General features: G+C 61.1%; 13 protein-coding genes. 5 read left to right on the plus strand and 8 right to left on the minus strand.

Annotation, left to right across the window (positions count from 1 at the left end):
• Window positions 1-128: 128 nt before the first annotated feature.
• Together FXN63_RS16665 and dut are read left to right on the plus strand one after the other, a co-directional pair.
• Window positions 129-596 carry a hypothetical protein gene (locus FXN63_RS16665; RefSeq protein ID WP_148816343.1) on the plus strand — a complete coding sequence of 156 codons (468 nt, stop codon included), beginning with the start codon at window positions 129-131 and terminating at the stop codon, window positions 594-596.
• Complete coding sequence (gene dut, locus FXN63_RS16670; RefSeq protein ID WP_148816344.1) at window positions 593-1,042, plus strand: dUTP diphosphatase; 450 nt, start codon at window positions 593-595, stop codon at window positions 1,040-1,042. Before FXN63_RS16665 ends, dut begins: the two co-directional genes overlap by 4 nt.
• Window positions 1,043-1,556: 514 nt before the next feature.
• Here the strand turns inward: dut and FXN63_RS16675 are convergent.
• Window positions 1,557-2,717, minus strand: a complete 1,161-nt coding sequence (locus FXN63_RS16675; protein ID WP_148816345.1) for an ABC transporter substrate-binding protein — start codon at window positions 2,715-2,717, stop codon at window positions 1,557-1,559.
• 78 nt (window positions 2,718-2,795) lie between these two features.
• The gene (locus FXN63_RS16680; protein WP_148816346.1) at window positions 2,796-3,776 is read right to left on the minus strand and encodes a hypothetical protein; all 981 of its coding nucleotides are present in this window, start codon (window positions 3,774-3,776) and stop codon (window positions 2,796-2,798) included.
• A 234-nt stretch (window positions 3,777-4,010) separates the two neighbouring features.
• On the opposite strand from FXN63_RS16680, the gene FXN63_RS16685 reads away from it, so the two are divergent.
• Window positions 4,011-5,894: a methyl-accepting chemotaxis protein gene (locus FXN63_RS16685; protein WP_148816347.1), complete on the plus strand. Its 1,884-nt coding sequence runs from the start codon at window positions 4,011-4,013 to the stop codon at window positions 5,892-5,894.
• Between the two features lie 484 nt (window positions 5,895-6,378).
• Here the strand turns inward: FXN63_RS16685 and FXN63_RS16690 are convergent, their stop codons facing one another.
• The 3 genes from FXN63_RS16690 to clpS form a co-directional block, all read right to left on the minus strand.
• Window positions 6,379-7,899, minus strand: a complete 1,521-nt coding sequence (locus tag FXN63_RS16690; RefSeq protein WP_148816348.1) for a DEAD/DEAH box helicase — start codon at window positions 7,897-7,899, stop codon at window positions 6,379-6,381.
• Window positions 7,900-8,545: 646 nt separating this feature from the next.
• Window positions 8,546-10,855, minus strand: coding sequence for an ATP-dependent Clp protease ATP-binding subunit ClpA (gene clpA, locus FXN63_RS16695; RefSeq protein ID WP_148816349.1), 2,310 nt, complete (start codon window positions 10,853-10,855; stop codon window positions 8,546-8,548).
• Window positions 10,852-11,172, minus strand: coding sequence for an ATP-dependent Clp protease adapter ClpS (clpS, locus tag FXN63_RS16700; protein ID WP_148816350.1), 321 nt, complete (start codon window positions 11,170-11,172; stop codon window positions 10,852-10,854). The genes clpA and clpS overlap by 4 nt, the downstream gene beginning before the upstream one ends.
• A gap of 369 nt (window positions 11,173-11,541) precedes the next feature.
• On the opposite strand from clpS, the gene FXN63_RS16705 reads away from it, so the two are divergent.
• The gene (locus FXN63_RS16705) at window positions 11,542-11,787 is read left to right on the plus strand and encodes a cold-shock protein (RefSeq protein ID WP_148819441.1); all 246 of its coding nucleotides are present in this window, start codon (window positions 11,542-11,544) and stop codon (window positions 11,785-11,787) included.
• A gap of 217 nt (window positions 11,788-12,004) precedes the next feature.
• Complete coding sequence (locus FXN63_RS16710; RefSeq protein WP_425468619.1) at window positions 12,005-12,466, plus strand: DUF192 domain-containing protein; 462 nt, start codon at window positions 12,005-12,007, stop codon at window positions 12,464-12,466.
• A 60-nt stretch (window positions 12,467-12,526) separates the two neighbouring features.
• Here FXN63_RS16710 and pbpC read toward each other — a convergent pair whose 3' ends face one another.
• The 3 genes from pbpC to FXN63_RS16725 all read right to left on the minus strand — a co-directional run bounded on the left by pbpC (window position 12,527) and on the right by FXN63_RS16725 (window position 21,081).
• Window positions 12,527-14,977 carry a penicillin-binding protein 1C gene (pbpC, locus tag FXN63_RS16715; RefSeq protein WP_425468738.1) on the minus strand — a complete coding sequence of 817 codons (2,451 nt, stop codon included), beginning with the start codon at window positions 14,975-14,977 and terminating at the stop codon, window positions 12,527-12,529.
• A 76-nt stretch (window positions 14,978-15,053) separates the two neighbouring features.
• Window positions 15,054-20,213 carry an alpha-2-macroglobulin family protein gene (locus tag FXN63_RS16720; protein WP_246164855.1) on the minus strand — a complete coding sequence of 1,720 codons (5,160 nt, stop codon included), beginning with the start codon at window positions 20,211-20,213 and terminating at the stop codon, window positions 15,054-15,056.
• Between the two features lie 250 nt (window positions 20,214-20,463).
• On the minus strand, window positions 20,464-21,081 hold the full coding sequence (locus tag FXN63_RS16725) for a superoxide dismutase (RefSeq protein WP_148816352.1): 618 nt from the start codon (window positions 21,079-21,081) through the stop codon (window positions 20,464-20,466).
• Window positions 21,082-21,100: the final 19 nt, after the last annotated feature.

Consider the following 21,100-nt stretch of genomic DNA (forward strand, 5'->3'; position numbering starts at 1 on the left):
GCCGTCACGCAGCAAGCCCTTTCCGCATCTCGCCAAAAACCAGCGGCCGGTCGCACCGACCCGCGCCGTTTCCTTCCTTATCGCTGCCTGAGCGCACCCTGGTCGCCCGGCACTTGAGCGGAGCCTACATGCCCTTCGACGCAGAACCGAAGAACGGTGACTTTGCCGCCTACGTTGATCGCCTGGTGAATCAGGGTGGCCATGCCCCGGGCGCTGGCATGTCTACGGAGATGTGGGCCGCCAAGGCGTCTGAGCGCGCGCTGGCGCAAGGCAAAGCCAGCGGCTTCCCTACAGGCCTTGCCAAGACAGGCAGTGCGCCTGCCGCCCGAACATCTGCATCGGCATCTGCATCTGCGCCTGCACTTGCACCCGGCCAAGGCCCCGTGCCCGGCACCTATAAAGTACCCGGTTCACACAAGCTCACCGCCAGCGCCAACAGCTGGGGGCGCAGTGGCGAATCCACGGCACCGATGAACTCGGTGCCCTCATCCCCAAGCATGCCCACCCTGGGATCGTCCACGGGTGCGACACGGATTCAACAAGCCAGCGAGACGCTGGCATTCATCATCAAACAGTTCAACTCACGTCGTTCATGAAAGCCATCGATATCAAGATTCTCGACCCGCGCATGCGGGAATTCCTGCCTGCCCACGCCACGGGCGGCTCCGCCGGCGTAGACCTGCGCGCCTGCCTGGACGAAGCCATTGTGCTGGCCCCAGGCCAGACCGCGCTGGTGCCCACTGGCCTGGCGATCCACATCGGTGACCCCGCCTACGCCGCGCTGATCCTGCCGCGCTCGGGCCTGGGCCACAAGCATGGCATCGTACTGGGCAATCTGGTCGGCCTGATCGATTCGGATTATCAAGGTCAGCTGATGGTGTCGACCTGGAATCGCGGTTCGACCACGTTCACGCTGGAACCTTTCGAGCGCCTGGCGCAGTTGGTGATCGTGCCGGTGATGCAAGTGCAGTTCAATGTCGTGGAAGACTTCACGGCATCGGAGCGTGGCGAAGGTGGCTTCGGCAGCACGGGGCGCGCATAAGCGCGCTTGTTGATGGCACCGGCGTGCAATGCGCAGGTGCCTGATTTTTGCTGGATAAGAAGCCGTGCTTTTTGAGCAGGGCTTGTCATACTGAAATGCGGGTTCTCAAGCGCGATAGCCAAGACGACCCGCCGGGATTTACCAATCCTGCCACCACCTCTTCAAATCACCTGACGCCAAGGCGCTTGCGGCGCGTGGCGGTGGGCGAAATCGGTAGCGCCGATGCAAGGGCACGAATCGGGGAGGCAAGGGAGCGCATGTTTGAGCGGGACGCTTGTGAACAAGCCGGGGGCTTGTTCACCCCGCGAGTTCGCGACCGCCCCGATTCGCGCCATTGCATCGGGGAGTCCTGGCGCAGCCAGGACCGCAACCGCTTGAGCCTGCCGCCATGCGCCGCAAGCGCCGCTTAAGAACTCAACTGCACCAAAAAATAAGCCGCGACATCATCGCGGCCCGCCAGAACAACAGCCAAACCAACCAAGCGCCGAGAAACCCCCGACGCCCGGCACAGCAATTACTGCTCAGCCGCGTAGGTGAACTTGCCGTTCTTGACCACGCCCATCACACGTGCGCGCTCATCGAAACCTTGGTGGTCCTTGGCCGACAGATTCAACACACCATTCGGCACCGTCAGATTCGCCGTCGACTCCAACGCATCACGCAGCGCGCGACGGAACTCCACCGTACCCGGCTTCGCACCAGTTTTCAGCGCACGGCCCGTCGCATCGTCCAGCAACTGCCAGGCACCCCAGGCATCCGCCGCAAACTGAGTCGACGTGCCAACGCCATACGCCTTCTCGTAGCGATTGACGAAATCCACCGCAGCCTTCTTCACCGGATGGCTGTCAGGCAGATCGGCAGCCACCACTGACGGACCAGTCGGGAACAAAGTGTTCTCCGCCTCCTTGCCCGCCACACGCAGGAAATCAGGCGTGGCAATGCCATGCGTCTGATAGATTTTGCCGGCATACCCACGCTCGACCAGCGTACGCTGCGGCAAAGCTGCAGGCGTACCAGAAGCCGCGATGAACACCGCATCCGGCTTGGTCGACATGATCTTCAGAATCTGGCCCGTGACCGAGGTATCGGTACGAACAAAACGCTCGTTGGCCACCAGCTTCACGCCCTGCTTTTCCACCAGCGCGGTCAACTCCTTGGCCCAGCTTTCGCCATAAGCATCGTTGAAGCCGATAAAGCCCAGCGTCTTGATGCCCGCACGACGCATGTGCTCAGTCACCGCCGTAACCATCAACGCATCGTTCTGCGGCATCTTGAAGACCCACTTGCGGCGCGGATCGGACTGCGGCTCGATGATGGCTGCAGACGCAGCAAGCGCCACCAGAGGCGTCTGACCCTCAGACACCGCGTCGATCACCGCAATCGCGCTGGGCGTGATGTTCGGGCCGACGATGGCATCGACACGCTCGTCGGCAATCAGCTTCTTGACGTTGGTGACCGCATTGGTCGGGTCAGTCGCATCATCCAGGATGATGTAGCGGGCCTTCTGGCCACCGATCTGGTCCGGCCACAACTGGACCGCATTCTTTGACGGAATGCCGATGGCAGCAGCCGAACCGGTGGTGGACAAATCGATGCCGATGGTGATGTCGGCACGGGCCGACGCGGCAGCGCCCAGCAGCGCGAAAATCAGCGCGCTACGCAGGATGCGGTTCATGAAGGTGTCTCCGTAATGCTGGAATGGAACGAATAACCGTCATGTTACCTGGGTACCTGCCTTCACCACGCAGACAATTCAGTCGAGTTGCTGGTCGACATCGACATCCACATCGGCTGGCCGCCACGGACCGGGAGCGATCAGGCTCACGCGCTGCAAACGCCCGTGCAAGTTGCTGTAGAGCACGTGCAAGGTGTAATCCGGCAGCGTCCATACCGCCAGCCCGGCCAGCTCACCATCGATGTGATACATGGGCTTGGTCTGCAGCTTGGTCAGCAAGGTGTCGGGGCTGTCCTCGAAATCCAGACCGGCAGGCAGCTCGCCCGTCCAACCCGGTGACGCCAGGTCGCCATTGCGATGCAACGCAATCGTGCGCAGCCCTTGCTTGCCGTTCTTGCGTGCGTAGGTAAGCGTCACGCCGTAGGAGTCGGTCATGTCCAGCTCGCCGTCATCAAGCGCCAGACCCAAGGCCTCGTCGTCCCACCCAGCCGGCCACACAGGCTTGAGCGCAACCGGCTTCGGGGGGTCACCAAAGGTCTTCAGGATGGCCTCGATTGCGGGCGGCTCGAATTCGCGCAGGCGTTTTACTGGCGCGGGCACGGCCAGACATGCGATGCCTGCCACCGCAAGCTCGTCTTCGTCGTAGGTCACGCTCATGCGGTAGCCGTCCACATCCCAGGTGTCTTTCAGACCGGAATGACGGCTTGCCTCGAATGCAGCGAGCTTGGCGCGCACAGCGTCACGGCTGTCTTCCATCGACAGCCCATACGGCAACTCGCCTTGATAGGGATCGATGCCTTCGAAGTTGGCATAGAAATAAACCTGGGTCAGCAAAATATCGCCGCTGCCCCACAGGTAGAAAAATCCGCCCGACTGCAATTGAGAATCCGAGAACCCAAGCTCGATGCCGAGTTCAGGAATCATGATCCAGTCATGAAACCGGTAATCCTCAACCGGCAGTTTCGGGCGCAGCGGCGTGCCGAGGCGGGTCAGGAGCGCTTGCACGCGCTCGTCATCGGCACGGGTGCCGAGCAGGCTAAGAATGTCGTTGGCGTTCATGGGGGCTTTCTACCACAAAAGAAACCGCACCGGCCCCAATTCTCATTCGCATAGCGCTGATGTGCGCAAAAAAGCACATTGGGCTATTCGCTCGCTAATTGAAATTCTATTTACCCGGATTCGACGTTAAGGCCGCCGTAAGCAAATGTTAGTATCGCTGCGCGTTGAAACAGCGCTTTTATTTACTTCAAATTCTTCCCCTCCCCTTCTGCCCCGCCCCCCGGAGTTATTTGCATGAAGATTGCCCACAAGGTCAGTCTGGCCGCTGCCGTCGTGCTGTTCCTCGCCACAGGCCTTTTGTCCGTCGTACAAGTCAGCGCAGTTCGCGATTCTCTGCGTCAACACGCATCGGCCAGCATTGCCGAATCAAGCGGTGCGCTGGCTCGCCAGATCGAAAATTGGCTGAATGCCAAATTGAAGATGATCAATCTGCTGACGCAGAATCTTGGCAGCCAATACAGCCCTGCCGAGACCACGCGGGTCATCAGCAGCCCCCTGTTGAAAGAAGAATTTCTGCTGATTTTCGGGGCGCTGCAAAGCGACGGAAAACCCATCAAGAACCTGGATTCCTGGAAACCGAAACCCGATTGGGATGGCCGCACACGCCCTTGGTATGCCACCGGCATTGCCGCCCAGGACGCGGTATTTTCCGAACCATACGTAGATTCCACGACAGGTGAAACACTGATTTCCGCAGTTACCCAACTGCGCGATGGCAATACCGTACTGGGGGTGATTGGCGGCGATATTCGCCTGAAAACAATTGCCGACGCGGTCAGCAGCTTCGATTTCGATGGTGCCGGTTACGCATTTCTGCTGAGTCGGAGCGGAAATATCATTTCCCATCCCAAAAATGAAATGCACGGCAAGAATTACAGCGAGCTGTTTGGCGGACAAAGCCCGACGCTGCGTAATGAGCTGCATGAAATGCGGGTAGGCGATAAAAACCTGATGGTGTCCTTCATTCCCCTTAGCAATCTGAAGGGAATGGAGTGGTATATCGGCGTCGTGCTCGATGAAAGCATCGTCATGGCAGAAGCCAACAGCCTGAGCCAGCGCGCTGTCGTTGCAACCATCCTGGGCGTGATTCTGAGCATGCTGGTGCTGGGTGCATTCATGACCCGCCTGCTTAAACCGCTGGAATTGCTGAACCGCTCGATTCGTGAAGTCAGCCGCGGCGAAGGTGACCTGACCCGCCGCCTGCCGGTAAGCGGCAACGACGAAGTGGCGCAGGTAGCACGCGAGTTCAACGGATTCCTGGGAAATCTGCAGACCTTGATCGGCCAGGTCACCGGCAGTTCAGGCCAGGTGCGCGACGGCATCAACCTGAATCTGCACGGGGCCAGCGCTGCCGCAGATCAGCTACGACAACAATTGCGTGAACTGGACCAACTGGCCACCGCCATGCATCAGATGTCGGTCACGGCTGAAGACGTGGCGCGCAATACTCAGACCGCTGCGCAAGCGGCCTATGTCGCCAACCAGGAAGCCGAAAACGGCGAAGCTGTGGTGCAGAAATCGACCACCGCAATCAAGCACCTTGCTGTGGACATGGAAGACACAGGACGGGCGATCAGCGAGTTGGCGCAGGTCAGCAACAGCATCGAATCGATTCTTGGGGTGATCACCAGCATTGCAGACCAGACCAACTTGCTGGCGCTCAACGCAGCCATCGAGGCAGCGCGCGCGGGCGAATCTGGCCGAGGATTTGCCGTGGTCGCCGACGAAGTGCGCACACTGGCATCGCGCACGCAGCAGTCGACGCAAGAAATCCGCCAGATGATCGACCAGTTGCAAGCCGGCGTACGCAATACGGAGTTGCGCATGCAGCAAAGCCGTCAGAGTGCAAGCCGGACTGCCGACGAAGCCGCAGCGGCCAATGACATCCTGCACCGCATTCGTGAAGGCATTCTGCGCATCAACGACATGAATACGCAGATCGCCACGGCAGCAGAAGAGCAAAGCGCAACGACCGAAGAGATCAACCGCAACACCAACAATATCCGCGACATCAGCCAACAGGTTGCCGTGGCGGCACAAGACCAGGTCGGCAAGTGTAGTGTCATGGTGGAACAGGCAGACCAGCAAGGCCAGTTGCTGGGCCGCTTCAAAATCTGAGGCGATGCGTCAAGGTAGTGTGTTGATGCCCTGTATTGATTGCGGTGTGGCGCTGCAGTGCGGCACTAGCGTGCTGACCAGGCAACTGGCACCGAGAACGACCTGACTGACAGATGCGCCTGAAATTCAGGCTTGATCTGAAAGTCAAAGGGCTGATCCCGACACGCATTGGGATCAGCCCTTTTTTCTTGAAACGGTGTTCTGAAAGACCTGCGCTGAAGATTGGCAGCGTTGACACGCAACGGGATGCCGTCCTCAAGCAGCCTGCCTCCCCCGCAGATTCACACACACGTCCTCAACGCCAAACCGCAAATGCGGATACATCCCCGGGCGCACAATAAAAAACACCCTGATCGCCAGGACAGAAGTCCGACTATCAGGGTGTTTTTTTGACGGCAACGCTGACTACAACGCACTGCCGACCTATCAAATGCTGCGGTCAACCTATCGGTGCTGCCGCAGGGGCAACATCGATACCTGAACCTTAGGCAACCTTGCGGCGCGAGTCGAAACGACGCGGTGCAGTGCCTTCCGGACGGGCCGGACGATCACCGGCGGGACGGTCGCCCCAGGTACGCGCAGCTTGCGGACGATCGCCAGCCGGACGTGCCGGGCGGTCGCTCCAGGTGCCAGCCGAGCGGGCCGGACGATCGCCCCACGGACGGTCGCCTTGCGGACGCGGTGCGGCACCATCACGGCCACCGAAACCAGGTGCCGGGCGGCCTTCGCCACGATAGCCACCACCGCCTTCGTTGCGATAGCCGCCGCCGCTACGCGGGGCTGCGCCGTCACGGGAATAACCGCCACGGAAGCCAGGACGTGCACCACGAGGACCCGAACGGTCGCCGCTACCCGGACGCGGGGCGCGTTGCGGTTCCAGACCAGCAATGGTTTGCACCGGAATGCTTTGTTCGGTGTAACGCTCGATGGTACGAACCTTGTGACGCTCGGAGTGCGTAGCCAGCGTGAACGCCAGGCCATCACGACCGGCACGGCCGGTACGACCGATACGGTGCACGTAGTCTTCAGCTTGCATCGGCAGGTCGAAGTTGATCACGTGGCTGATGCCTTGCACGTCGATACCGCGAGCGGCAACGTCGGTGGCAACCAGGATCTGGACTTGACCACGCTGCATCATCGACAGCGTACGGGTACGCTGGCGCTGGTTCATGTCGCCGTGCAGGGCTGCGGACGCGAAACCGCCGTCGGCCAGGGTGTTGGCCAGATCATCGGCCGCACGCTTGGTCGAGGTGAACACGATTGCTTGCTGGACGTTGACGTCGCGCAGCAGGTGATCGAGCAGGCGGCTCTTGTGGCTCATGTCATCCGCGTACAGCAGCGTCTGCGTGATGTTCGCGTGGTTTTCCTTCTGGTTCGACACTTCCACACGCTTCGGGTCGCGCATCATGCGAGCGGCGAGCTTGGCGATGGTGCCGTCCAGCGTTGCCGAGAACAGCAGCGTCTGGCGGGTAGCCGGGGTGCGGGCAACGATGGCTTCGATGTCGTCGATGAAGCCCATGTCCAGCATGCGGTCGGCTTCGTCGAGCACCAGGGTTTCGACTTCGGACAGGTTCACACGACCGGCTTGCACGTGGTCGAGCAGACGGCCCGGGGTGGCAACCAGCACGTCAACGCGACGGGCCAGCGAACGGATCTGTGCGCCGTAGGGCATGCCGCCGACGACGGTGGCGGTGCGCAACCAGTTCAGGTTCTTGCCGTAGACGCGGGTGGCGTCGGAAACTTGTTGGGCCAGTTCACGGGTCGGGGTCAGGACCAGCACGCGCACGCCGGTGGCGCGCAGCGGCGAGCCTTCGACTTGGCGGCTGAGCGACGGCAGCATGAACGCGGCGGTCTTGCCGCTACCGGTTTGTGCAGACACCATCAGATCGTGGCCTTCCAGGGCCAGCGGGATCGATTGTTCTTGAACGGGCGTCGGCGCGGTGAAACCGGCTTCGGTAATAGAGGACAGAATGGCGGGGTTCAGGCCAAGGGCTTCAAAAGACATGCGTATTTCCTATCATTCGCTGAGAGGCACATGCACATTTCGTTCAGACGTCCTGAAGCCATTCGCATACAACAATGCGATACGCGCGGCACCGTTCGAAAACGGGCAACGGGGCAACAGAGCAGACCAATGGAAACGGGCGCTGTGCAAGCGGAGCTGGCTTATAGCCGCTCCGGACGGTTCATCGGCGCCGACCGATATCACCGTGCGCGGTGGCACCTGAACAGGAGCCAGCGAAGGGAAAGACGAGGTCAGTGCTGATGCAGTGTCGAGCGATGCAAAGGCATCCTCGATCGACTGCGAGTTGGCCACGAGAAAGGTAGCTCGGCAGAGCAGGTCGCCAGGCAGTAGAAGCCGTCGGAACCTATATAAAACCGGGTGAAACCGAAACGTGATTTGTGCAGTGCCGTAACTATACGAGAAACTTATGCTCTTGTCACGATCTATTCGTGGATACCCTTAAGCGCGGTGTCTTTTTTTGATGTAAAGCGTGTTCAATAAATTTTCAGATTCAAGGCAGCACTGATTTTTCCAAACACACGTTTCTTTGCACTGCCCTATCCAAAACAAAGGCCCGGCGTTTTTGAAAACACCGGGCCTTGAAGACGCAATCAATCAACTTGCGTCCTGAACCACGCCTGCATGCTTACTCGGTCAGCACGACTTCGGGTTCCGGCGCAGCTTCGGGCGGTGCGCCCTCATTGAAGTCCAGCACCACTTCTTCATTGCCTTCGCCGTTTTCCTTCACGTCGACCGTCACCTTGCCGCCAGAGGTCAGCTTGCCGAACAGCAGTTCGTCGGCCATGACACGACGGATCGAGTCCTGGATCAGACGCTGCATCGGACGCGCGCCCATCAGCGGATCGAAGCCCTTGCGCGCCAGGTAAGCGCGCAATGCATCGGTGAAGATCACATCGACACGCTTCTCGTGCAGTTGCTCTTCCAGCTGCATCAGGAACTTGTCGACCACGCGCAGGATGATCTCTTCGTCGAGCGACTTGAACGAGATGATGGCATCGAGACGATTGCGGAATTCAGGCGTGAACATACGCTTGATTTCGTTCATCTCGTCGCCGTGCTCGCGCTTGTTCGAGAAGCCGATGGTGCGCTTTTGCAAGGCTTCGGCACCCGCATTGGTGGTCATCACGATGATCACGTTGCGGAAGTCTGCCTTGCGACCGTTGTTGTCGGTCAGCGTGCCGTGGTCCATCACCTGCAGCAGGATGTTGAAGACTTCGGGATGCGCCTTTTCGATTTCATCGAGCAGCAGCACGCAGTGCGGCTTGCGCGCGATGGCTTCGGTCAGCAGACCACCTTGGTCGAAACCAACATAGCCCGGCGGCGCACCGATCAGGCGCGACACCGCATGACGTTCCATGTACTCGGACATGTCGAAGCGAAGCAACTCGATGCCCAGCACAAAGGCCAGCTGACGTGCCACTTCGGTCTTGCCCACACCGGTCGGGCCGGAGAACAGGAACGCACCCGTAGGCTTGTCCGGCTTGCCCAAGCCCGAACGCGCCATCTTGATCGACGCGGCCAAGGCCTCGACAGCGGGATCTTGACCGAACACGACCGCCTTCAGGTCACGGTCGAGCGTGGCCAGCTTGCTGCGATCGTCGCTGGATACCGACTGCGGCGGAATCCGGGCGATCTTGGACACGATATCCTCGATCTCGGACTTGCCGATGATCTTCTTCTGACGCGACTTCGGCAGAATTTTCTGTGCGGCACCGGCTTCGTCGATGACGTCGATTGCCTTGTCGGGCAGATGACGGTCATTGATAAACTTGGCCGACAGTTCTGCCGCCGCCGACAAGGCAGCCGCCGAGTACTTCACGCCGTGGTGATCTTCGAAGCGCGGCTTCAGCCCGCGCAGGATCTGCACGGTTTCTTCCACCGACGGCTCGGTCACGTCAACCTTCTGGAAGCGACGCGACAGCGCGTGGTCTTTTTCGAAGATGCCGCGATATTCGGTGTAGGTGGTTGCGCCAATACACTTCAGTTGGCCCGAAGACAGCGCCGGCTTCAGCAGGTTGGAGGCATCCAGCGTACCGCCCGATGCAGCACCTGCACCGATCAGCGTGTGGATCTCGTCGATGAACAGGATCGCGCGCGGATTGTCCTTCAGCTGCTTCAACACCGCCTTCAGGCGCTGTTCGAAGTCACCGCGATATTTGGTGCCAGCCAGCAACGCGCCCATGTCGAGCGAGTAGACCGCCGCATCGCCCAAGACGTCGGGCACTTCGCCCTCGGTAATGCGCCACGCCAGGCCTTCCGCAATCGCCGTTTTGCCAACGCCTGCTTCGCCCACCAGCAAGGGGTTGTTCTTGCGGCGACGACACAGGATCTGAATGACACGCTCGACCTCGTGCTCACGACCGATCAGCGGATCGATCTTGCCCGCTTTCGCGGCAGCATTGAGGTTCTGCGTGTACAGGTCGAGCGGCGACTGACGCGGTTCGGCCTCAGCTTCAGCCTCGGGCTCTTTGGGCGTGTTCGACGCTTCGAGCTGGGGCTGCTTGGTGATGCCGTGCGACATGAAGTTCACGACGTCCAGACGGGTGATGCCCTGCTGGTGCAGGTAGTACACCGCGTGCGAGTCCTTTTCGCCGAAGATCGCGACCAGGACGTTGGCCCCGGCGACTTCCTTCTTGCCGTTGCCGGTGGACTGGACGTGCATGATGGCGCGCTGGATCACGCGCTGGAAACCGAGCGTAGGCTGGGTATCGGCCTCGTCGGTGCCGGGGATGACCGGCGTGTTGTCATGGATGAAGTTGCGCAAATTGCGGCGCAGGTCTTCGACGTTGGCTGCGCAGGCACGCAACACCTCAGCTGCCGACTGATTGTCGAGCAGCGCGAGCAGCAAGTGCTCGACGGTGATGAATTCATGCCGGGCCTGACGGGCCTCGACAAATGCCATGTGCAGGCTGACTTCGAGCTCTTGGGAAATCACGCTTCCTCCATGATGCACTGAAGCGGATGCTGGTGTTGCCTGGCGAACCGGCTCACCTGATCGATTTTGGTCGACGCTACATCGCGCGGATAAATTCCACAGACGCCTCGACCCTGTTGATGCACGTTGAGCATAATCTGCGTGGCCTGCTCGTGCCCCTTGCTGAAGAACTTTTGCAGTATCAGCACGACAAACTCCATCGGCGTGAAATCGTCGTTCAGCAAGACCACCTTGAACATCGGTGGCGGCTTGACTTGGGCGGTCTCACGCTCGAGCAGCGTTGTCTGGCTTTTCTGCGACCCGAACTCGGTGCTCATGCGCCTATTCTATCCACTTGAAATCCCCCCGCAAGCAAAGTGCGCTGTACGGCTTGTAAGCTTGGCTTGTAAGCTGAATACCCACTTGACTTGAAGGGACTTGTTTCTCCATCATTTCGACGGAAGACGTTTGGAACAAGTGTACGGCAGTCGCTGAAAAAATGCGGGCACCGGCCACGGCCGACCTACATCCACACCACAAGTATTTGCCACGCATCGTGCAAAACGCTGCATCGACATCGCACGCCTGTGGGCGCGTTGCTGTCGAGCATCGACGCCCTTTACCGGCGTCTTGGTGGGGAGATGGGGGCCGGGCGCAACAAAATCAAGCGATTGCATTTCATCCCCAAGAAAAAAGGCAATCCCGTCATGTCTACCGAGCAAAGCAGTGCCGCCAGCAACACCGCCGACCGCGCCAGCGGGATCGTGAAGTGGTTCAACGACGCGAAGGGTTTCGGCTTCATCACCCCCGATGATGGCGGGGATGACCTGTTCGCCCACTTTTCGGCGATCCAGATGAACGGATTCAAGACGCTCAAGGAAGGTCAGAAAGTGGTCTACCAGATCACCCAGGGGCCGAAGGGCAAACAGGCGCTGAACATCACCAGCGACTGATGTACAGCACGAAGGATGCAGGCGCGGAGGCCTTTCTGTCAGGTGATGCTGATACGCTAGCATCTCATCGACTCGGATGCCGTTGATCATGCTTCGCCTGCGTTTTCCGCTTTTGAATTCAGCTGCTTTGAATTCTTTGCTTTCCCTTACACCCCTTTCCCGTACACCCATCACGCAATCGCCCTGCCCTGCATCGGGCCATTCGCGTACTTCACCCTTGCGTCGTATTGCCCAGACCTGCGCCTTTGCGCTTGGTCTGGCGCTGATGACGCCCGTCGTCCAGGCCCAGCAAACGCTGCCGTCCCAGCCGATGCCTCGTTTGCCCGTGGTCAACCTCACAGCTGGCATGCACGTGATCCACGCAGAACTCGCCGCCCGGCCGGAACACCGGGCACGTGGCCTGATGTTCCGCGAGCAGTTGGGTCCGAATGAAGGGATGTTGTTCATATTCGACGATACGGCTATCCAGTGCATGTGGATGCGCAATACCTTGGTTCCGTTGTCGGTGGCGTTCATTGCCGATGACGGCACCATCGTCAATATCGAAGACATGACGCCGAAAAGCGAAGAAAGCCACTGTGGATCGAAGCGCCTGCGCTATGCGCTGGAGATGCAGCAAGGCTGGTTTGCCAAGCGCGGACTGAAGGCCGGTACGGTCATTCGGGGCATTCCGAACTGACGCAGGCAGCTTGCGTGGGCCAGACTGGGTCTGCAGGGCCTGCCCCCTGGCCCATGCCTCTCAAGACGGGGGCAGGCCTCGCACCTGGAAGGGCACGCGATCAAAGCGGCCCGCCTCGTCCAGCACGGTAAGCGCGTGCGCCCCGGCTGAGGAAAACCGCAGTCGTCGGCTACGGGCGTCCCCTTGCGGGGACGCGGCATCGACATCGGCGCGTGCAATCACTGAATCGCCGCTTCCCACGGTGCCGTCGCTGTTGAGCACTTGACCATCAAGCAGCCAGTAGACCGGGCCGCTGGCGTTCAACACTTCCACATTGACGCTCAGCTCACGCGCCCCGGGTACTGGCAACAAGGTCGCGCCGTCATCCAGCCCGACGATGCGCAAGTTGCCCGCACTACCCGCAGGAACACAGTCGGGATGCCAGGCAGGCAGCTGGCTTGCCGGGCCGACCTGAGATGCCAGCCAGGGTCGCAAGTGACTGGGCCAATTGGCCTGCTCACGCGGGTTGCCGGCAATGCGACAATCGGGCCGGGTTCGCAAGCCGCTTTGGGGATCGATCCACACGGTTTCCAGCAAAGCACCCAACCCCAGACGGTCGGGCAAGGTGGGCGGAATCGCACCGTCCAAGGTCCACGCGGCACGCCGAACCTGGCAATGTTCCGGTGCCGTGCTGGCGGCGGGCAAGCCAAGCGGCCAGCAGATTTCCGCCTTCCCCACCGCTTCCGGCTGTACGCGGGCTTTAGGCGGCGCAACCGGCAAGGCGGCCACAATGTCGCGCAACAGCGGCGCGGCGACATTGGCACCGAAGAAACCTGGGTTGGGTGTGCCATCAGGCCGCCCTACCCATACGCCGATGGTCCATTGATCGGTGACGCCAATCGCCCACGCATCTCGAAAACCAAAGCTGGTGCCGGTTTTCCACGCAATGCCGCGTTCCGTGCCTTCACGTGCCCGATCCGGTTGACCACCGCCTTCCAGAATGTCGCGCACAATAAACGCAGCGCCCGGGCTCATCAGCCTGAACTCGTTGCGTGGTGCCCGCGGCGTCATGCGCGGCGTTCCCGCCAAGCCGTCGTGGGCCAGCGCACGATAGGCCCCGACCAACTCTTCCAGCGTTGTGCCACCCCCGCCCAGAATCAGGCTCAGATTGGGTGTTGCTCCTTGCGGCATGCGTAGCCGCACCCCTGCCGAGCGCAGCGTGGACGCAAAGTACGCCGGCCCGACGCGATCCAGCACGTCCACGGCGGGCACGTTCAAGGACCGCTGCAAGGCCTGCGACACGCTGACCGCACCGGTGAACGAGGCCTGGAAGTTTCCGGGCTGATAACCGCCGAAAGACTGCGGCGCATCGACCAGCAGGCTTTCCGAATGAATCAAACCCTGGTCAAGCGCCATTGCGTACAGGAAGGGCTTGAGCGTGGACCCGGGCGATCGCACCCCTCGCACCATGTCCACATGGTTGTAGCGCTTGGCATCGGAAAAATCGGCCGAGCCTGCGTAGGCGCGAACCGCCAGCGAATCGTTTTCCATCACCAGCACCGCCATCGACACCTTGGGCGGCAGACTGTCCACCCGATCCAGCAGCATGTGCTCAACGACGGACTGGGTTTCCGGATTCAAGGTGGTCTGCACCACGCCTGCACGACGGCGGCCAGGTGAACTTTGCTGGCGCATCCGCTCTGCAGCCAGCGGAGCCAGCCACCGGGCGCGCAAGGGTTGCGCAACCACGGTTTCAATGCGGGCGTCGGCTACTTCAGCAGCGGTCCATATGCCTTGATCGGCCATGCGTTGCAAGACTTTATCGCGCGCGCGCTGGGCCGCTTCGGGTTCGCGGTCGGGCCGCAGCCGGGACGGTGCTTGTGGCAGTCCCGCCAGCAAGGCCGCGTCGGCCAGGCTCAACTCCGCCGAGGGCTTGCCAAGATAGGCGCGGCTTGCCATCTCGACGCCTTCGACAATGCCGCCCATGGGCGCATGCGCCAGGTACAGGCCCAGAATTTCATCTTTGGAGTAATGCAGTTCCAGCTGCACCGCGCGCGCCATCTGCCGAAGCTTGTCACTGACCTTGCGGCTGCCAGGCTGGCGCAAGACCGGGTCGATCATGCGGGCAACCTGCATGGTCAGCGTGGACCCGCCAGACACGATGCGCCCACTGCGAATCCACTGCGATGCCGCACGCAGCATCGCCACCGGATTCACCCCCGGGTGGTAGTAGAACCAGCGATCCTCATAATCCAGCAAGGCTTGCAGATAGTACGGCGACACCTTGTCGGGCCGGATCGGATATCGCCAGACGCCATCGCGGCTTGGCCAGGTGCGCAGTGGCAGACCGTCTTCCGCGACCACCACCAAGCCAGCGTCGGCACCCCGCGCAGGCAAAGGAAACAGGCGATCAACGATCAGTACACCGACCGTCAAAGCAAGCAGTGCGCATCCGCTGCGCACTGCCCATTTCTTCCATCGGGACCGAGGGGTTTTGTTCAGCCCGGGATTGGGCGATGGGGATGAAGACACAACAGGATCAGACACCAGGCCCGGTCGAGGAGCCGGGCCTGAACCCGGTTCCTCTTCTTGACCAGGCTTGGACATGTCACCGGGTCCGCGCCGCGCGCGGATCGGTCACGACGACATCTGCCGACGTAGCACCGCTGGCACGGATGTCAGGGCGATACATGTCTTCGATCACCGGTGCCGGTACGCGATAGCGACCCGGCGTCACCACACGCACGGTGTAGAACAAGGTGTTCTTGCCGTTGGCACGAATTGCCGCCACAAATCGATCGTCGCGGTATTCGGTGTGGCGGATCGCTCCGTCGGTCATGGCCGCGGCGACAACCTTGCCGTCGATGGTCCAGTCCTGACCGCCGCTTGCCACCAGCAGGTTCATGTTCTCCACTTCCATGCCGGCCGGCACGCGGTCCACCACCAGCGCGTCTTCGATACGACGACGGCTGTTGGTTTCCAGGCGCACCACCATCGTGTCACCGGTGTTCAGGGCACCACCCGTCCAGCGGCGGCCATCCTTGTAGAACCAGGTGCGCGTGATCGACAGCCCTTCGCTTTGCGTGGTGTCGGGTTGCGTCGGGAAGCCCTGCACATCAGCCTCGATGTACATGGCCTTGTCGCTCAGGTTGGTCAAGCCGGCCTGATTGATCATTTCGGCCGACACGCTGCGCATCTCGGTGGTGCGCGAGGTGACCGTCTCGCTGCGACCGCCCTGGTCCCAGCGCGCCTGCCACTCACCACCGCCCGCACCCATGGCACGTGCCGCGCGGAACACCGAGATCTGTTCCTGAGTGGACAGATAACGACGACCAGCCAGACGTTGCGCGATGTCGTTTAGCAGCAGTTCACGACGCGGATGATCGATCTTGGCTTCAGACAGCAAAGCATAGGTCATGGACAGGTCACGCACCGCGCTGCCGTAGTCACCCAGCCACTCGTTGCCCTCACCACCGTATGGGCGCTTCATGCCCTCGTCCAGCATCTTGTCGGCACGGGCCGCATCACCCATGGCACGCAAGGCCAGCGACAAGTGGATCAGGGGCAGCGGCGACATGGCGCGGTCGGCATAACGATCTGCCAACACACGCAAGGTCGACAGCGGAGCCTGATTGTCACGGGCCAGCACGAAGGAGGCATAGGCCAGGTCAGCAAAACGACGATGGCTGTTGCGCAGCAATTCCAGATCGCGGGATGCGTAGCGACCGTTGCTGTCGCGGGTCATCCTCGGCAGCGTCGGGAAGTAGTTGGGTGCCGATTGCAACTGCGACAGCAACCAGGTCTGGGTCTGCTTGCCCATCGACTCGGGCACGGCGAAGCCTTCCTTGCGGGCATCCTGCAGGAAGCTCAGCACATACGAAGACAGCCAGGCATCCGGTGCACCGTCGCCCCACAACGTGAAGCCGCCCGTGCTCTTCTGCGTACCGGCCAAGCGAGCCACGGCGGCCGCGACGCGCTGCGCACGCACTTCGCGAGACTGCGGTGCCAGGCCCCATGCCTTGGCTTGATCGGGCTCAATCAACACGAAGGGATACGCCGCACTCAGCGTCTGCTCGGTGCATCCGTACGGATAGTCGAGCAGGCCTTGCACCAGGCGCGAGATGTTGAACGGCGGTTGGTTGGACATGGTGATCGACACCGATGCGCCATCCGGGTACAGCCCCGTCACCCACGCCGGATCAGGTTGCCACGTAGCTCCAGGTGCAACGCGCACGCGATAGCCCGCACGCACGGCCGGCCACACCGGCTGCACTTGCAAGGCCGAGGTACGAACGATGTCGATCGGCTCAGGACCGCCGCGGCCAGTGACCTTCAGTTGCAACACGCCTAGACCAACCGGCCCGCTTGCTTCGACTTCGAAGTGCACGGTATTGCGTTGCTTGTCGGTCAGGCGAACGCTGCGCGCGCCGTCCACGATGCGCACAGGTGCGGCACCATCAAGCGTTACGCTGACGTTCTGCGTGGCACCGCTCAGGTTGGTCAGGTCGAGCGCGATCATGGCGCGGTCACCCGGGCTGATGAAACGCGGTGTCGACAGTTCGGCCACGATCGGCGCAGCCACCACCATTTCAGCCTCGGCGTTGCCGAATCGGTTTTCGGTGAAAGCCACTGCCATCAGACGCAAGGTGCCATTGAAGTCAGGGATGTCGAGCGGGATCTGCGCACGGCCTGCTTCGTCCAGTTGCACCACGCCGCTGAACAGGTCGACCAGCTTGACCTTGGCGGGCATGTTGCGGCTGTCTGCGCGGTCGGCGTCACCGCCCCAGCGCGGCTGCAACATGGTGCCGTCCATCTTCTCGATCAGCTTGCCGTACAGGTCCAGCATGTCCGGCGCGTAACGCTGCTTGCCGAAGAAGAAGTTGAAGGGATCGGGCGTCTTGTATTGCGTGATGCCCAGAATGCCGACATCAACCGCCGACAAGGTCACGTGGGCCTTGGTCCCGGCGGGCACGCCTTCCACCTGCACACCTACCGTCTGCTTGCGTTCCGGGCGGATCTTGGCAGGGGCTTCGAGCTTGACCTTCAGACCACGGTCACTGCGTGCAAGCGGCAGGTGCAGCAAGCCGACAGCACGTGCGGGCGTCACACCATTGCCCTGGCTACCAGGGCGGAACACCGCCACCGATACATACAGGTCGTGGCGATTCCAGTCCTTGCCGAACGGAATCTCGATCTGCGTGCCAGTGGCCTTGACCGTCTCACGACCGGTCCACAACAGGCCCTGACCTTCGACCGTGATCAGCGCTTCGCCATCATGCGGCGGGGTGATGGTCAGCTTGACCGGTTCACCTTGCTTGAGCGGCGACTGTTCGATCTTCAACTGCACGCGGTCCGGGCGATTGCCCATGGCCTCGGCGTCCTGGGCATCCCAGCCGGCGTAGAAGCGGTAGCGCATGGTCTGACCATGTTCTGGGTCAGTCACTTCCAGACGATAACGGCCCCAGCGAACCGGCAAGCCGATGCGCGCACGCTCGGTCAGGTTCAGCGTGGCGGTTTCCGTCAGTTCTTCGGTTTCGGTGTAGCCGCTGTGCCAGCCACGGTTGTCGTCATAGCGCCAGTAGTACTGACGGTCTTCGCGATACAAACGCATCTTGGCCTCGGCCAAGGGCTGCACCTTGCCTTCCGTATTGACACGGATGAATTCGAATTGCGCCAGGCTGCCTTCGCCGGTGACGTTGCCGCTGAATTGCGGACGCACGGCGATCAGCGCGGGGGCCGGCCAGACATCACGTTCAATCGAACGCACTACCGGGCGACCGCCGGATTCAAGCAGGCTCAGGCTGGCTTTGACACGCATTGGCGAATGGACGTTTTCCAGTTCGACCGGCAGCGTGAATTCAGCTGCGCCCTGATCGTCCAGTTCCATTTCCGGCAGGTCGGCGATCTGCTTGCTTGTGTCATCGGCCACGTCACCGAAGATGAAGCCGGGCCATTGTTGCGGCAAGGCAAGCGGCTTGCGTGCGATCAGACGCGTACCCAGCAGGCGGTTGCCCGCAGCCGGTGCACCGTACAGATAGTCACCCTGAACCGTGACCTCGATGTCTTCGCCAATCTGAACGATCGGCGGGCCGGCATCCAGCGTGAGCTTCATGCGTTCGGGCAGGAACTCTTCCACCTGGAAGGTCCAGCTGGCATCGGCTTGGCGCGCACCCGGATCGACACGCAACTCCAGTGTCCAAGTACCGGTCTGGCCATCGGCAGGCACAGCCAGAGTCTGGCGCAGATAACCAGCAGGATCGACACCTGCGGGCCAGGTCGAGGTGCTGACCGTGCGTCCGTCCGGACGCTTCAAGGTTGCCGACAAGGGGCTGGGCGGCAGCGGTTCGCCATCGGGACCACGCACCAGCACCGATACGTCGATGCGTTCGCCCGGGCGATACAGATCGCGGCCGGCGTAGACGAACAGGCGATTGCTGCGCGCAGGCAGACCACCGATGTCGAACTCGGACAAATCAAGCGCCGGGTTATGCAGCGCAATGACCGAGATTTCCTTGCCACGCTGCGTCAGCAGCAAGCGAGCGCTGTCCAGCGCGCCGGTGAAGGTGGCGTGACCCAGGCTGTCGGCGGTGGCCTTGGCAATCGGCTTGGCATTGCCATCCAGCAGGCGCATGTCCAGACCTGAAATGGCCTTGCCCGTCTTCAAGGAACTGGCGAATGCATCGATGCGACCGTCATAACGGCGTGCATGCAGACCGATGTCAGTCACGTAGAAATAGCTGACCTGATATTCCTCGCGGAAACGGCCTGGCTGATTCATCACGGCGACGTAGATGCCCGGTTGCTGCAAGGCTTCGAGCTTTTCCACCGGCAGGAAGCTGACACGGCGGCGATTCGGCGTCTGTTCGGTCTGATAGCGGCCAATGTGCACGCTGGTCGACATATCTTTCAGGCGATCCAGCGCCCAGTTGCTGGACGTGCCTTGCAAGGCCTTGCCCGAGCTGCCGTATTCGTAGCCATACTCGTAGTCGTCTTCGCTCTGCTCTTCTTCCTCTTCGTTGCGCTTGGTGGCGGGCTTCACACCCAGCACTTTTTCGAAGAATTCGGGCATGTGCGCTTCGTCAATGCGCAGGAACTGCACGTCGACTTCAGGCACGTTCACCGTGACGATGGGCAAGCCGCCATTTTGCGCCGCTGGCAGCACCACGCCCTTGCTGGCGAAATAGAAGCTTGCCGGCATGGCTTCACTTGCCATCTCGCAGTGGGCGATGGCGTCGAGCGCGTCACCTTCACGCGGCTTCAGGCCAGCGTCGATGGTGACGGCATAACGTCGTTGCGGCGTGGCAAACGGGAAATACACCACGCGCGGATTGTCGCCAACGACCCAGTTGCCGTTGCGTGCGGTGCCGCCGGTGGCGGGACCGGGCTGGGGCAAACCTTGGCTGGACGCATCGGGCTTGGCTTCACCCAGCTCAGAAACGCGCATGACCTTGTCGAGCGACTGACGCGTATCGATGGGTTGCGAGAAGGTCACCGCCAGCGCAGGCGAATTATCGAACAGACGCGCCTGGCAACTGAGGACGGCAAACTTTTCCTTGCCCCCCGCGACAGTCCCGACCGAGGACGGCGCACTGGGAGCCGGCGTGGCTGCTGGCGGAGCTGCTGGCGTGTTGGTCGGCGTCGGCGCAGCTACTGGCGCTGCGCCTTGCTCCCCCCTTCCTTTGAACCACACGATTCCGGCGATGACTGCGGCAACGATTGCCAGCAGTACGACAAGCATGATGCGTTTGGGAGCGGGGGTGGCTGCCATATAGCTGATCTTCCGATGGGTGCGACGCACTGAGGGCGTCCGGGCGACCCAGATGATACGGAAGAAGTTCCCTGCTCGACAGGAAGGCGATGCAACCGAGCGTGACCATCATGAAAAACGGGTGAATGCCCGCGCCTGCGGCATCCACCCGTTCAAGAAATACGAGCAATAAAGCGGTATTTCAGGCACTCGATAAACATCGATTGCCATTGGCCTGCGCGGTCAAACGCGGCCTGATCATCCGAATAGCTTAGGCCTTGGCCGCAGCGAAACGCTCAGATACGTTCTTCCAGTTGACCACGTTCCAGATGGCGGCCAGGTAGTCCGGGCGGCGGTTCTGGTAGTTCAGGTAGTAGGCGTGTTCCCACACGTCGATGCCCAGGATCGGCGTGCCCTTGACGGTGATTTCCGGCAGGTCGAACAGGGGATTGTCCTGGTTCGCGGTCGAGGTGATCTGCAGCTTCTTGTCAGCGTCGACCACCAGCCATGCCCAGCCCGAACCGAAGCGGGTTGCAGCGGCTTCCGAGAACTTCTTCTTGAATTCGTCGAACGAACCGAAGGTGGCGTCGATGGCAGCAGCCAGTTCGCCTTCCGGGTTGCCACCGGCGTTCGGGGCCAGCACGGTCCAGAACAGCGAGTGGTTGTAGTGGCCGCCGCCGTTGTTGCGCACTGCCGGCGCGAACTTGGAGATGTTCTTGTTGATCTCTTCGATCGACCATTCAGCCTCGGGCTTGCCTTCCAACGCTTTGTTCAGGTTCGTGACGTAAGCCTGATGATGCTTGCCATGGTGGATTTCCATGGTCTTCGTATCGATATGGGGCTCAAGCGCGTTGGTAGCGTAAGGCAGTGCCGGAAGTTCAAATGCCATGGTTGGCTCCTCTGTCAAA

Origin of the sequence: Pigmentiphaga aceris (assembly GCF_008119665.1) — a bacterium.
Lineage (GTDB): Bacteria > Pseudomonadota > Gammaproteobacteria > Burkholderiales > Burkholderiaceae_B > Pigmentiphaga > Pigmentiphaga aceris.

Bases quoted from the DNA above. Each gene is read 5' to 3' on its own strand.
- FXN63_RS16665 (WP_148816343.1), top strand. From the start codon at position 129: ATGCCCTTCGACGCAGAACCGAAGAACGGTGACTTTGCCGCCTACGTT.
- dut (WP_148816344.1), top strand. From the start codon at position 593: ATGAAAGCCATCGATATCAAGATTCTCGACCCGCGCATGCGGGAATTC.
- FXN63_RS16675 (WP_148816345.1), bottom strand. From the start codon at position 2,717: ATGAACCGCATCCTGCGTAGCGCGCTGATTTTCGCGCTGCTGGGCGCT.
- FXN63_RS16680 (WP_148816346.1), bottom strand. From the start codon at position 3,776: ATGAACGCCAACGACATTCTTAGCCTGCTCGGCACCCGTGCCGATGAC.
- FXN63_RS16685 (WP_148816347.1), top strand. From the start codon at position 4,011: ATGAAGATTGCCCACAAGGTCAGTCTGGCCGCTGCCGTCGTGCTGTTC.
- FXN63_RS16690 (WP_148816348.1), bottom strand. From the start codon at position 7,899: ATGTCTTTTGAAGCCCTTGGCCTGAACCCCGCCATTCTGTCCTCTATT.
- clpS (WP_148816350.1), bottom strand. From the start codon at position 11,172: ATGAGCACCGAGTTCGGGTCGCAGAAAAGCCAGACAACGCTGCTCGAG.
- FXN63_RS16705 (WP_148819441.1), top strand. From the start codon at position 11,542: ATGTCTACCGAGCAAAGCAGTGCCGCCAGCAACACCGCCGACCGCGCC.
- FXN63_RS16720 (WP_246164855.1), bottom strand. From the start codon at position 20,213: ATGGCAGCCACCCCCGCTCCCAAACGCATCATGCTTGTCGTACTGCTG.
- FXN63_RS16725 (WP_148816352.1), bottom strand. From the start codon at position 21,081: ATGGCATTTGAACTTCCGGCACTGCCTTACGCTACCAACGCGCTTGAG.